Source organism: Streptomyces sp. ISL-66, assembly GCF_018614135.1.
In the GTDB taxonomy this organism is placed as follows: Bacteria; Actinomycetota; Actinomycetes; order Streptomycetales; family Streptomycetaceae; genus Streptomyces.
On record NZ_JAGGOW010000120.1, the window covers coordinates 52,154 to 64,681 of the forward strand.

Sequence of the window (12,528 nt, forward strand, 5' to 3'; positions counted from 1 at the left end):
ATACACCAAGTACACCAAGTACGTCAGGCACGCCGAATGCGCCGAATGCGCCGAATCCACCGAAGGCTCGGAAGAGAAGGGACACGGGGAACGACATGGCTCACGCACTGGTCGCCGGCGGCGGCATAGGCGGGCTCGCCACCGCACTCTCCCTCGCCCGGCGGGGACACCGCGTCACCGTCGTCGAGCGCGGGGAGGCCCTCGCCGAGAGCGGCGCGGGCATCCAGCTCGGTCCGAACGCCTTCCACGCCCTGGACCTCCTGGGCGTCGGCCGGGCCGTGCGCCACCGGGCGGTGTTCATCGAAGAGCTCCGCTTCATGGACGGCACGACGGACGAGAAGGTGGCCGTCATGCCGCTCAAGGGGTGCTACCGCCGGCGGTTCGGCAACTCCTACGCCGTGGTGCAGCGCGGCGACCTCTACCAGTCGCTGCTCGCGGCCTGCCGGGCGGCCGAAGGCGTCGGCCTGGTGACGGGGGCCGCCGTACGGCGCTACGCGCAGGACAGGGCGGGAGTCACCGTACGCACGGGGGACGGCCGGACGTTCACGGGGGACCTCCTCGTCGGGGCCGACGGCATCCGGTCCGCCGTCCGCGCTCAACTCGTGGGCGACGGCCCGCCCCGGGTCTGCGGGCACACCATCTTCCGATCGGTGATACCGATCGGAAGGGTGCCGGAGGACCTGCGGTGGAACGCGGTGACCCTGTGGGCGGGCCCCCGCTGGCACTTCGTCCACTACGACATCGGCGGCGGCGAGTACCTCAATCTCGCCGCGACCGTGGACGACGGCGCCCGCGAGCCCGTGGCGGGACGTCCCACGGACCGTGCGGCGGTGCTGGACCGCTTCCCGGAACTCGGCCCGACCGGACGGCGCCTGCTGGAACTGGGCGAGGGCTGGCGGCAATGGGTGCTCTGCGACCGCGACCCGGTCGACGTCTGGACGGACGGCCGGGTGGCCCTGATGGGCGACGCCGCCCACCCGATGCTCCAGTACGCGGCCCAAGGCGCGTGCCAGGCCCTGGAGGACGCGGTGGTCCTGGGCGAGGTGCTCGGCGACGCCACCGAGGCCGACGTCGCGCAGCGCCTGGAGAAGTACAACGCGGAACGGCGCGAGCGGACCGCACGCGTCCAGCTGCTGGCCAGGGAGATGGGCACGCGGCTCTACCACCCCGCCGGCGGGGCCGCGCTGGAGCGCAACGCGATGCTGCGCTCCCTGAGCGAGGAGGACCTGTACGAGAAGGTCTCCTGGCTGCACGGCCACAGGCTCTCGGAGCGCCCGGAACCGGCCCCCGCGAGGGGGGCCGGCCGGGCGGTCAGACTTCGAGTGCCCGGTGCAGTCCGAGCCGGTCGGTCCCCAGTTTGGTGAAGACCGCGGACAGCAGCTCGGAGACCGCCTGGGGGTCGGTGTGCATCGCCGTGGCGATCGCCCGGTTGTCGAGGCCGAGCGCGGCGTGCCCGGCCGCCGTGTGCTCCGCCACGGTCAGGGTGTCCTGCTCCGAGGCGTGCAGACGGCGCGGGCGCAGACCGGCCGACGCGAGCAGGGCGCGGGCCCGGCTCGCGAGTCCGTCCGCCCCGCAGGCGGCGGCGAGTTCCATGCCCCGGTAGACCTGCTGGGCCGCCAGGTGCGGGTCGCCGATGGTGTGCAGGGCCGTGCCGTGGTCGATCAGCGCGTGGGCGAGTTCACAGGCGGCCGGTGACTGCTCGAGGTGGTCCACCGCCTCCTGCAGCAGACCGCTCGCCTGGGCGGCGTCCGTGGCCGCCGCCGCGACGCGCAGCGCATGACCGATCACGCTGGACGTTCCGAACGCGCGGGCCCGGGACACCGCTTCGGCCGCCGTGGCGCGTGCCAGCTCGGGTGCGTGCGTCGCCTGGGCGAGCACCAGGTCGAGCTGCCAGGGACTCCACGAGGGGTTGCGCGTACCGCGCAGGTCCAGGCGCCTGCCCGCCGCGGTCAGGTGGTGCTCCGCCTCCTCGATCCTGCCCTGGGCGAGGAGGAGCTTGCCCCACACGGCCTGCGGGTCGGGGTAGACCACCGCGTTGGGGAAGCCGTCCGCGAGCTTGTAGGTGTGGGCCACCCGCTGGGCCTCCGCGGTGTTCCCGCGGGCGAGCAGCGTCTCGATGAGGGTTCCGACCGCGTACCACTGTGCCGGGATCCCGTGTCCGACGCGATCGGCGATCGCGAGGCCGTTGCGTACGAAGTCCTCGGCCTCGGCGAGCCGCCCGCGCCGGTAGCGGACGTAGCCGAGCAAGGTGTAGACGAACGACAGGTGCGCGCCGCGCCAGCCCTTCGCCTCGAACTCCAGGATCGCCGTGTTGAAGAGGTCCTCGGCCCGGCCCGGCTGGTCGCAGTACATGAGCGTGACCGCGACGACGGCCGGCACCTCGAAGCCGAAGTCCTGGTCGGTCCAGCTCATGCCCCCGTCCAGCGCCTGCTGCGCGTACTCCAGGGCGGTGGAGGCGTGTTCGCCGCGCATGGCGGCGTCCCAGGCCCGCAGGCCCAGGATGTGCCGCTCGGGCAGACCGCGGCCGGTGAGCCGCTTGGCGAACTGGGAGAGGAGCCGGGAGCGGCCGGGTGAATTCTCCTCGTCGACCCGGACGGAGTTCCACTTGAACTGCTCGGCCTGCATGCGCAGCCGCGTCCGGGAGCTCGTGGCGCGCCGGGCCTCCTCCGCGAGGAGTCCGGCCGCCTCCGCCAGCTGGCCCGTGTGGGCGAGTGCCTGGGCGAGCCGGTAGGTGATCGCCTCCCGCAGGCCCTGGTCGGTCTTGGGCTCTTCCAGGGCGGCCCTGAGCTGGTTGATCGTGGTCGCGGGATCGTGCAGGAGGTTGGCGGATCCGAGTTCGAAGAGGACCTCGGCCCTGTCCTCGACGTCCGGGGGTTCGCGCAGCGCGCGGGCCAGATAGCGGCGCGCGGCGTCGGGGGCGCCGGCGGAGAAGCTCTCGCGCGCGGCCTGGCGCAGCTGCTGCACCACCCACGGGTCGCCGTCCGGATGCATCTCCAGCAGGTGGCGGGCGGCGACCGCGGAGCCCTGGCCGTCGTCGACGAGGGCTTGGGCGGCCATTCCGTGCATGGCGACGCGCACACCGGGCGGAATCGACCGGTACACGGCCGTGGCGATGAGGGGGTGGAAGAACTCCACGACCTCCTTGCGCCGCACGCTGGTGAGGACGGTCAGGATGCGCGCGCCCCGCAGCTGGTCGATGGCCTCGGCGGCCTGCGCCTCACCGAGGGCGGCGACGCCTCCGACGATGCCGATCGGGACCGCGGTGCCGAGCACGGCGGCGGCCCACGCGAAGCGGACGGTGGACGGTCCCAGCTGTTCGAGCCGGTCGATCAGGCCGCTGCCCTTGACGGCGGAGGCCAGGTCGCGGAGCTGGGGGATGTTCTCCTGGTGCGGCTTCAGCTCGCGATCGCGGCCCTTCATGGCCAACTCGACGACCTCGAAGGGGTTTCCGCCGGTGATCGCCCAGCACTCCCGGCAGAACACGTCGTCGGCGCTCTCCCCGAGGGCGTCGCGCACGATGCGCGCCACCGCGCTCGTCGTCAGGGGAGCGAGCTCGTGCGGACGGCTCCCCTGGCGCCCCATCAGGGCGCGCAGCGAGCCGGCGTCGGCCGGGATCTCGTCGGGACGGCAGGCCACCATGATCAGCATGGCCAGTTCCTCCGCCCGCGCGGCGAAGGAGGTCAGCCAGGTCAGGGACTCGGAGTCCGCCCAGTGCGCGTCGTCGACGATGAGGACGACGGGGGCGTTGCGTACCGCTAAGTGCGTGACCACCCAGTCGAGGCCGTCGCGCACGCCCTGCGGATCGGGTCCCGTCGGGCCCTTCGGCGCGGCGGTCAGCCCGAGGGCGGGGGCGACGATGCTGTACCAGTTGCCGAGGGCGTCACGCCGTTCGTCCTCGTTCATGGCGGCGAGGGCCGGTTGGATGAGCTGGCGCATCACGTGGAACGGCACCTGCCGCTCCTGCTCGCCGCCGCGTGCGAAGAGCACGGTGCAGGAGCGTTCGCCGGCATGCCGGCGGGCCTCGTTCAGCAGGGTGGTCTTGCCTATGCCGGCCGATCCGGCGAAGGTCAGCACGCCTCCGAGCCGGGTGGCCGGACCTCTGGCCGAGATGCCGCAGAGGAGGTCCACCGCGCGTTGGATCGCGAGGACTTCGGACTCTCGTTCCAGCAGTGGCTGGGAATCCCAGCCTCTGGGTTCCGTGACGTATGACATCTGTAGCCCCCTCCAGCGCGTGCGGCCGAGTGTACGGGCCCGAGGGGGAGTTGCGGGTGTTTCAGCACACTATTGCGGCATCTCATCACCCGTACGGGAAGAGCCCTGTACCCTGCGCGGCACGGGAATCATGGGCAGCTCACTGGGCTGCGGGATGCCCGCGGGGAGTTCGCGGACGGTGACCCCGGGCGCGGGGGCCAGGTGCCACCGCGAGGCCACCGTCGCCACCGCGGTCAAGATCTCCGCCACGGCGAACGAGTCGCCGATGCACTTGTGCTGGCCGGCCCCGAACGGGACGTAGCTGTGCGTACGGGCCCGCTCGCTCGCGCCCTGCTGCCAGCGGTCCGGGTCGAAGACGGTGGGGTCCGGGAAGAGTACGGGATCCCGGTGCAACGCGTAGGGGCTGTAGGCCAGTTCGGCGCCGGCCGGGATCGATACGCCGCCGAGTGTGAGGGGTGCCAGGGCACGCCGGGTGAAGAGCAGCGGCGAGTGCAGGCGCAGTGCTTCCTGGAAGACGTTGTTCGTATAGGTCAGCGCGGGTATGTCCTCGGGCCGGACCGGGCGCGCCCCCACGACCGCGTCGACCTCGGCGTGGAGGCGCTTCTCCACCTCGGGGTGTCGGCCGATCTCGTGGAAGATCCAGGAGAGCGTGGTCGCCGAGGTCTCCGTGCCGGCGAACATGATGGCGATGACCTCGTCCCGGACCTGCTCGGGGCCCATCGACGAACCCGTCTCGGCGTCCACGCTGGACAGCAGCAGGGAGAGGAGGTCGTGACGGTCCTCGCCCCCGCCCTTCTCCTCGGCTCGGTACCGCGCGATCACCTCGTCGATGATCAGGCGCAGGCGGGCGGCGGCCGCGTCGAACCGCCGGTTGTACGGGATGGGCAGCCGGTCCAGGGACTTGGGCATGACAGCCCGTACGAGCATGCCCTCCAGGACGATGGGCAGCGAGCGGTGCACCTCCTCCACGGCGGAGCGGCTCAGATCGCCCGAGAAGATCATTTCGGCGACCGAGGACATCGCGTACCCGCGCGCCTCCGTGACCATGGAGATCTCGCGGCCGGCCGTCCACGACGCGGACATCGCCTCCGCCTGCCGGCACATCACCTCGGCGTACTCGGCGATGTGGTTCCGGTGGAAGGCGGGCTGCATCATCCGGCGCTGTTTGCGGTGGAAGTCGCCGTCGGTCGTCACGATGCCGTTGCCGAACACGGGGCGGAGCCGGTCGAAGATCCGTCCACGGCCGAACCGGTGGGCCTGCTGGACCAGCACGGCGTGCACGTGCTCCGGGCTCGTCAGGACGTGGACGGGCCAGGTGCCGATGTCGAGCCGGACGATGTCGCCGTGCTCCCGCAAGGACTCCAGGAAGGCGATGGGTTGGCGCCACAGCTGCAGGGCGTGCCCCAGGAGCGGTAACCGTCCCGGGGCCACCGGAGCTTGGACCGCGGGGCCGGACTGCTCCGCATGTGCCATGGATGGACTCCCTGTCATGCCACGGATACGAGATCCGGGCGGGTGTACGCAGACTCCAGCCCGGCCGCGAACCGTTCGTCGCTGTACCGCGTGCACTCGTAACGCTGCCACAGATCGGCGCCGATGATCCAGTCCTCGTAGCTGCGCACGCACCGGGTGACCGCGTCGCGCAGGGCCGCGTCCGTCCCGGGGAGAGCGTCCATGGCCTGGAACAGGCTGCGTTCTTCGGCCAGATACTGCTCGATGCGGATCTGGATGCGGCCCTCGACCGCCCGGACGGCTTCGGGCAGGGAGCAGTTCTCCCAGGAGGAGATGAGGGAGACGAGGTTGTTGGTGTCCCCGCAGGCGTGCTCCTTCGGCAGGGAGAACACGTCGTTGCCCCACGAGATGATGTCCACCGCGCTGGCGACGACCGCCCGGTACTCGGGGAGGTCGTGGACGTGCTGCGGGAGGTCGATCCCGAGTCCGGCCTCCACCATGTCCATCATCGGCAGCAGTTGGGAGCTGTGCCGGCGCATGAGCACGTACTCCTGGACCGTCTGGCGTCCGCCGCTTCCGCGGTTACCCGCTTCCTGGTCGAGGGAGTGGAGCATGAGCGGCACATGCGCGCGGTAACGGGCCGCGGTCCCCTCGGACATGCCGGCCAGTATCCGGTCGCACAGGTCGACGAATCCCGTCACCAGCGGGTTTCGGCCGGGTGCGTGGTCCCCGGTCCGTCCCGTCTCCAGGTAGCTGGTGATCGCGTCGGTGATGGGCCGCCAGGCCGCCAGGTCGCCCGCCCTGATGAGGTGGTCGTGCTGGTCGTCCAGGACGAACGACCAGGCCATCCACTCGGCGAGCAGGACGATGCGCTCGTAGGGCACCTCGCCGCTCACCCGGCCGGCGAGGTGTCCCACGCCGATGCCCGAGAACTCCTCGGCGGCGGCGGTGACGAGCTCGTGACCCAGCACCCAGGAGGTGGCTTCGGCGTTGGCGCGGGCGGCTTGCGGATGCTTGGAGTTCCCGAAGGGAAGGTGGAAATCGGGAACGGAGAAAGAACTGAGTCGGGCCATTGATCCCCCACGGAAGAGTCGGATTGGTCAATACCCGCTCAATACACGGTCGCGCATTCCACCCGCGACCCCGAACGCCCCTCTGCTGCGGTGTCGCCTCGGAGGCACCTGGTGGCGATCGGAATAAACCGGTCGCCGAGTGGCCTGATCCTGCCCATGCGTGACCACATCAGGCCACGCGTGAACTAATTTACCCTCAGGGTGCAGCGGACTGTCAATGTAGGGCGGCCCAACCCGGGGAATCCATCCCGGAATTGCCGAAAATGCCATTCATTCGGAATGTGCAATCGGCATAGTCGCTTCCGTCTGGGGTGCCCGGGGGGTGCCCGGGGCGCCCGGGGCGCCGTGGGTTCACGGAAGGGCCGCCGGGTGGCCGAAGACCGCCGTCGAGGGGGCGGCCACTGCCTACACTGCGAAGGGCCGCGGCCGTTGGGGAAGGGATGGGAGCATGATCGAGCACCATCCGGCGGACCCGGCGGATCCCGGAGACGGCCGGGAGCCCGATGTCCTGGGCTCCTACCTGGAGTTCCTGCGCACGCGCCTGGGCGGGGAGCGGTTCGAGGCGCTCGTCAGGGCGGTCCAGACCGCCTGCGCGCTGCTCGCCGAGGAGCACCAGGTCCTGCTCGAAGTGCCGGGAGAGGGCGAGCTCACCCCCGACCTGCGGGGCGAGTACCTGTCCCTCATGGCCGTGATGATCACGGGCCACCTGGACCACCACCTGGTCGAACTCGAGACCCCCGGCGGCGGCAAGGGCTGGGCGGTCGTGGAGAACGGCCGCGTGCGTCAACAACCGCCCCCCGCACCGCAGTCCACGTCCCCGCTCGGCTGGGACGCCGAGGGACGGGCCTGGATCGACGGCCAGCTCGACGGCATCGTCCGCGCGACCGACTCCACGGCCCCCTGAAGGCCCCGGCGCGCCGCCGGCGGCCGCGAGGGACCGTACGCACCGGCCCACCTGCGCCGCCGTCGTGGTCATGAGGCAGGATGGCAGCCCGTTCCGGATGCGTACACACGGCCGAACGCGGTTCCACGCACGACGATCTGACAGGTGACAAGGTGACCACACCCCTCATACGACGGCCGGCAGGGCCCGTCGAAGCAACCCCGGTCCGGCACGGGGCGGAGGGCGTCCGTTGACCCGGGACCTCGTCCTGCACGACTGGCTGGTCGCCGGCATCGCGCTGGCCGCCGGCGCCCTGGCCGGACTGCTCCTGCGGGCCCTCGTGCGGTGGCTGGCCAAGCACGCCCTCAAGACCCGGTGGAGCGGGGACGACATCTTCGTCGACGGGCTGCGCACCCTCGCACCGTGGGCGGCCGTCATCGCGGGCGCCGCGGTGTCCGCGTCGACCCTGCCGCTGAGCACCCGGGTCTCCGGATACGTGAACCAGTCCCTGACCGCCCTGCTGGTCCTCCTCGCGACGGTCAGCGCGGCCCGGGTCGTGGCCGGTTTCGTCCAGTCCGTGGCCCAGTCGAGGACGGGAGTGGCCGGATCGGCCACCATCTTCGTCAACATCACGCGGGTCGTGGTGCTCGCGATGGGTCTGCTCGTCGCACTCGAAACCGTGGGCGTGTCCATCGCGCCCCTGCTGACCGCGCTGGGCGTGGGCGGTCTGGCGGTCGCCCTCGCGCTGCAGGACACCCTCGCCAACCTCTTCGCCGGAGTTCACATCCTCGCCTCGAAGACGGTGCAGCCCGGCGACTACATCCGTCTGACGAGCGGTGAGGAGGGGTACGTCGTCGACATCAACTGGCGCAACACCGTGGTCCGCAACCTGTCCAACAACCTCGTGATCATCCCCAACGGCCGCCTCGCGCGGACGAACATGACCAACTTCACCCAGCCCGAACAGCAGTTGTCGATCCTGGTCCAGGTGGGAGTGGGCTACGAGAGCGACCTGGAGCACGTCGAGCGGGTGACCCTCGATGTGGTCGACAGCGTGATGGCCGACATCAACGGAGCGCTCCCCGACCACGAAGGCGCCGTCCGCTTCCACACGTTCGCGGACTCCAGGATCAACTTCACGGTCATCCTGGGCGTCGGCGAGTTCAGCGACCAGTACCGGATCAAGCACGAGTTCATCAAGCGCCTGCACCGCCGCTTCCGCGCGGAGGGCATCTCGATCCCGGCCCCCGCGCGGACGGTCGCGCTCCGTCAGGACGATCTCCAGACGTCCTTCGCCGCGTCGCCCCCACCCGTCCCGCACCAGCGCGAGACCCCTCCCGCGGTGCTCGCGGACAGCGGGCGGTAGGTGCGCCGTCCCCCGCGGGCAGGTCTCGGGAGGCGTGCCCGCGGGGCGGACCACGGGGGTCGTAGGCTGTCGTACCGGCGGAACCGCACCCCGCCCCCTCCTGCCGAAAGGACCACGTCATGAGCGCGAAGGCACGCAAGCTCTTCGACGCACTCGATCTGAACGGCGACGGCGTCCTGACCCGCGCCGAGGTGATCTCGGCCTTGCGCTCGAAGGGACCCACCCTCGCCGCCACCGGCGACCTGCCCTTCTGGGGCGTGAGCGACGCGGACACCTCCTCGGCCCTCTTCGACCGGGCCAACCTGGACGGCGACGGCGTGCTCACCTTCGAGGAGTTCGAGCGCGAGGTCGACCGCCGCTTCGGCTGGTAGCCGGCCGCCGGGCCGGCTCGCCCGGCGCGAGCCGCGCCGGGGGAGCACCGAAGCTGCCGTGCGGCGTGGGTGGTCCGCAGCCGCCGGCCCCGTGCGGGTCCCGCCGCCCTCAGGCCGTCGCGCCGGGCCCGTCCGACCCGTTCATCGCGTCCGTGGTCCCGTGGGTCGCTACGTCGGTCCTCGTCGCGGTCCTCGTCTCGGTCCTCTTGTCCGTCGTCTCGTCCGTCCCGTCCGGCTGATCGATGCTCCACAGCGGCAGGGTCCGGAAGAAGTCCACGGCCTCCGCCCGCCAGTACGGGGCCCAGGACGCGGCCTCGGCGGACGCCGCCTGCGCGTAGCGGCGGAACTCGGCGCGCAGCCGCCGGTCCGCGCCGCCCGCGCGGGCGATCTCCCGGATCCGGCCGATGGTGGCGTCGGAGCAGCCGGGGTCGCCGAGCGCGGCTTCCACCAGGGCCGCGTCGGACCCGCTCGCGCAAGCCAGGACCGCGTTGACGGCGTACGTGCGGCGCCCGGAACGGATGTCGGCCCCCGTCGACTTGCCGATCCGGGAGCTCTCGCCGAACAGGTCCGTGAAGTCGTCCCGCATCTGTTCGCCGATCCCCACCAGGCGTGCGTACCGGTGCAGCCGCTCGCGGTGCGGCGCGGGATCCTCGCCCGCGGCGAGCAGGCCCATGGTCAGCGGCGCCAGGACGGAGTACCGCGCGCTCTTGAAATCGGTGACGGCGTGCAGGAACCCCTCGTCGGGGCTCCCGAGGGTGTCCCGCTCCAAGTCCGCTATCTGCCCGGCCACGGTTTCCGCCGCCGTCCGGATCTGGACGGCCAGCAGGGCCTGGCGGAGCTCGACGGACACCTCCGCCTCCAGCAGCACCTGCATCGAGAGGAAGGCCGCGAGATCGCCGGCCAGCACCGCCAGACCGAGGGCGGCCGGAAGGTCGTCGGGCAGCTCCTGGCGGTAGGCGTAGTACGTGGACGGCCCGCCGCGCCGCAGGGGCGCGTCGTCGATGATGTCGTCGTGGACCAGCCCGTGGGTCTGCAGGAGCTCGAGGCTCAGCCCGGCCTCCGCCAGCCCCGGCAGCTCCTCCGTGGTCACCAGCCGGGCCGCCTCGTACAGCAGGACGACCCGCAGGCGCTTGCCGCCGCGCGTCGACAGTTCTCGCAGGAGCTCCAGGCAGCGCGGCGCGAACCGGCTCGGCAGCGGGAGGTCGAGCCGCTGCCCGAGGGTGTCGAAGTACCGCTCGAAGCGCGCGTCGAAGCGGCTGCGGTGTCCGGAGATCCGTTCCAGGGTGCGGGCGACGCCGGCCGTGTCGTTCATGAAGATCATTATCCGCACGGTCAGCCCGCGCGGCTCGGGAGATGTAAGAAATGATTGACACGAGGTATGGATAGTTTTACATTCCTCATGTCAAAGTTCTTTTACATAGGAGCGAGTGTGGCCTTCCAGGAGAAGCGCGCGTGGATCATGGGGGTGGTCGCGGTCGCCGGATACGCGGTCTACCTGGCCCTCGTGCTGGGCCGGGCCGGCGACGGCATGCCGCTCGTGCGGGTCCCGTACGTCGCCCCGCTGCTCTGGACGGTCGGCGGCGCCATCGCGGCCTCGATCCTCCTGAGCGTCGCGGTGGCGGCGGCATCGCCCGGCGAGGCCGATGCCAAGGACCAGCGCGACAAGGAGATCGGCCGCGTCGGGGAGCTCGCCGGGCAGTCCTTCCTCGTCATCGGTGCCGTGGCCGCGCTGATCCTGTCCATGGCGGGGGCGGACCGGTTCTGGATCTCCAATGCGATCTACCTGGGCTTCGTCCTCTCGGCGGTGCTCGGATCCGTCGTGAAGCTCGCCGCCTACCGCTGGGGGTTCCAGTCGTGGTGAAGGCGACCGGCATCACGAACCGGATCAGGGCCCTGCGCTTCGAGCACGGGGAGATGACCCAGGCGGACCTGGCGGAACGCATCGGAGTGACCCGCCAGACCGTCATCGCCATCGAGAAGGGCCGCTACTCGCCCTCGCTCGAAACGGCCTTCAGGATCGCCCGCGTCTTCGCGGTGCCGCTCGAACAGGTCTTCCAGTACGCGGACGAGGAAGGGACGACGCCGTGAAGGCGATCGTGCAGGACACGTACGGCTCCAGTGACGTACTGGAGCTCAGGGACATCGAGAAGCCGGAACCGGGCCCGGGCGAGGTGCTCATAGCCGTCCGGGCCGCCGCGGTGGACGCCGGCGTCTGGCACCTGATGAGCGGGCGCCCCTACCTGCTGCGGCTCATGGGATTCGGACTGCGCGCCCCCAAGGTTCCCGTACGCGGCCGCGAGGTGGCCGGACGCGTCGAAGCGGTCGGCGGGGGCGTGACCGCCTTCCACCCGGGGGACGAGGTCTTCGGCATCTGCGAGGGCTCCTTCGCCGAGTACGCGAGCGCCCGGCAGGACAAGCTCGCGCACAAGCCGACCGGGCTTCCCCTCGAGGAGGCGGCCGCGCTCCCGATCTCGGGCCTCACCGCGCTCCAGGCGCTCCGCGACGTGGGACGCGTCCGGCCCGGACAGCGGGTGCTGGTCATCGGCGCGGCGGGCGGCGTCGGCACCTTCGCGGTCCAGCTGGCGAAGGCGTACGGGGCCCACGTCACGGGGGTGTGCAGCACGACGAAGACGGAGCTGGTGCGCTCGCTCGGCGCGGACGAGGTCATCGACTACACCCGTGAGGAGTTCGCCGACGGGGTCCGCCGCTACGACCTGATCCTGGACACCGCGGGCAACCGGACCCTGGCGCACCTCAGGCGCGCCCTGACCCCGCGCGGGACGCTCGTCATCGTCGGCGGCGAGGGCGGTGGCAACTGGCTCGGCGGCATCGACCGGGTGCTGCGGGCGGCGCTGCTGAACCCCTTCGTGCGCCACGGGCTCAAGGGGATCTTCGCGTCCGAACGCCAGGCCGACCTGGAGGTCCTCAAGCGGTTCGTCGAGGACGGATCGCTGGCCCCGGCCATCCAGAGCACCTGCGCGCTCGACGGGGCCGCCGGGGCCGTCGAGCAGCTCCACCGGGGGGAGGCGCGGGGGAAGATCCTGATCATGCCCTGAGGCGGGGTGGCCGGGGGCCCCAGTGCCCCGGGGCGGGGTCGGCCGCGCAGGCCGCGCGGCCGTGCAGGCCGCGCGACCGGGCCTCAGCCCAGGCTGGGGCCGGGCGCGGCGGAGG

11 protein-coding genes are annotated in these 12,528 nt (G+C 71.6%); 7 read left to right on the plus strand and 4 right to left on the minus strand.

What is annotated here, in order from left to right:
- The first annotated feature begins 95 nt into the window (after positions 1–95).
- A complete protein-coding gene (locus J7E97_RS23105) occupies positions 96–1,364 on the plus strand; it encodes a 3-hydroxybenzoate 6-monooxygenase (RefSeq protein WP_215030505.1) in 1,269 nt (422 codons plus the stop codon).
- Here the strand turns inward: J7E97_RS23105 and J7E97_RS23110 are convergent.
- From J7E97_RS23110 to J7E97_RS23120, 3 genes are all read right to left on the minus strand, one after another.
- On the minus strand, positions 1,312–4,212 hold the full coding sequence (locus J7E97_RS23110) for an AAA family ATPase (protein WP_215030507.1): 2,901 nt from the start codon (positions 4,210–4,212) through the stop codon (positions 1,312–1,314). The genes J7E97_RS23105 and J7E97_RS23110 overlap by 53 nt on opposite strands.
- A 69-nt stretch (positions 4,213–4,281) precedes the next feature.
- The gene (locus J7E97_RS23115) at positions 4,282–5,685 is read right to left on the minus strand and encodes a cytochrome P450 (protein ID WP_215030510.1); all 1,404 of its coding nucleotides are present in this window, start codon (positions 5,683–5,685) and stop codon (positions 4,282–4,284) included.
- Positions 5,686–5,699: 14 nt separating this feature from the next.
- A complete protein-coding gene (locus J7E97_RS23120; protein ID WP_215030513.1) occupies positions 5,700–6,737 on the minus strand; it encodes a terpene synthase family protein in 1,038 nt (345 codons plus the stop codon).
- Between the two features lie 448 nt (positions 6,738–7,185).
- Between J7E97_RS23120 and J7E97_RS23125 the strand changes: the two genes are divergently transcribed.
- The 3 genes from J7E97_RS23125 to J7E97_RS23135 all read left to right on the plus strand — a co-directional run bounded on the left by J7E97_RS23125 (position 7,186) and on the right by J7E97_RS23135 (position 9,357).
- The gene (locus J7E97_RS23125) at positions 7,186–7,641 is read left to right on the plus strand and encodes a hypothetical protein (protein ID WP_215030515.1); all 456 of its coding nucleotides are present in this window, start codon (positions 7,186–7,188) and stop codon (positions 7,639–7,641) included.
- Positions 7,642–7,870: 229 nt separating this feature from the next.
- Entirely contained in the window at positions 7,871–8,986 is a 1,116-nt protein-coding gene (locus J7E97_RS23130) for a mechanosensitive ion channel family protein (protein ID WP_215030518.1), read from the plus strand.
- A gap of 119 nt (positions 8,987–9,105) precedes the next feature.
- Entirely contained in the window at positions 9,106–9,357 is a 252-nt protein-coding gene (locus J7E97_RS23135; protein WP_215030521.1) for an EF-hand domain-containing protein, read from the plus strand.
- Positions 9,358–9,466: 109 nt separating this feature from the next.
- On the opposite strand, the gene J7E97_RS23140 is transcribed toward J7E97_RS23135, so the two are convergent.
- On the minus strand, positions 9,467–10,669 hold the full coding sequence (locus J7E97_RS23140) for a polyprenyl synthetase family protein (RefSeq protein ID WP_215030524.1): 1,203 nt from the start codon (positions 10,667–10,669) through the stop codon (positions 9,467–9,469).
- Between the two features lie 87 nt (positions 10,670–10,756).
- On the opposite strand from J7E97_RS23140, the gene J7E97_RS23145 reads away from it, so the two are divergent.
- The 3 genes from J7E97_RS23145 to J7E97_RS23155 are packed head-to-tail and all read left to right on the plus strand — an operon-like array spanning position 10,757 to position 12,413.
- Positions 10,757–11,218, plus strand: coding sequence for a hypothetical protein (locus J7E97_RS23145; protein ID WP_251054990.1), 462 nt, complete (start codon positions 10,757–10,759; stop codon positions 11,216–11,218).
- Between the two features lie 53 nt (positions 11,219–11,271).
- Positions 11,272–11,445 carry a helix-turn-helix transcriptional regulator gene (locus tag J7E97_RS23150; protein ID WP_251055007.1) on the plus strand — a complete coding sequence of 58 codons (174 nt, stop codon included), beginning with the start codon at positions 11,272–11,274 and terminating at the stop codon, positions 11,443–11,445.
- The gene (locus J7E97_RS23155; RefSeq protein WP_215030530.1) at positions 11,442–12,413 is read left to right on the plus strand and encodes an NAD(P)-dependent alcohol dehydrogenase; all 972 of its coding nucleotides are present in this window, start codon (positions 11,442–11,444) and stop codon (positions 12,411–12,413) included. The genes J7E97_RS23150 and J7E97_RS23155 overlap by 4 nt, the downstream gene beginning before the upstream one ends.
- Positions 12,414–12,528 lie beyond the last annotated feature (115 nt).

Coding starts and splice junctions, on each gene's coding strand:
- J7E97_RS23105 (WP_215030505.1), top strand. CDS start 96: ATGGCTCACGCACTGGTCGCCGGCGGCGGCATAGGCGGGCTCGCCACC.
- J7E97_RS23110 (WP_215030507.1), bottom strand. CDS start 4,212: ATGTCATACGTCACGGAACCCAGAGGCTGGGATTCCCAGCCACTGCTG.
- J7E97_RS23115 (WP_215030510.1), bottom strand. CDS start 5,685: ATGGCACATGCGGAGCAGTCCGGCCCCGCGGTCCAAGCTCCGGTGGCC.
- J7E97_RS23120 (WP_215030513.1), bottom strand. CDS start 6,737: ATGGCCCGACTCAGTTCTTTCTCCGTTCCCGATTTCCACCTTCCCTTC.
- J7E97_RS23125 (WP_215030515.1), top strand. CDS start 7,186: ATGATCGAGCACCATCCGGCGGACCCGGCGGATCCCGGAGACGGCCGG.
- J7E97_RS23135 (WP_215030521.1), top strand. CDS start 9,106: ATGAGCGCGAAGGCACGCAAGCTCTTCGACGCACTCGATCTGAACGGC.
- J7E97_RS23140 (WP_215030524.1), bottom strand. CDS start 10,669: ATGAACGACACGGCCGGCGTCGCCCGCACCCTGGAACGGATCTCCGGA.
- J7E97_RS23145 (WP_251054990.1), top strand. CDS start 10,757: ATGTCAAAGTTCTTTTACATAGGAGCGAGTGTGGCCTTCCAGGAGAAG.
- J7E97_RS23150 (WP_251055007.1), top strand. CDS start 11,272: ATGACCCAGGCGGACCTGGCGGAACGCATCGGAGTGACCCGCCAGACC.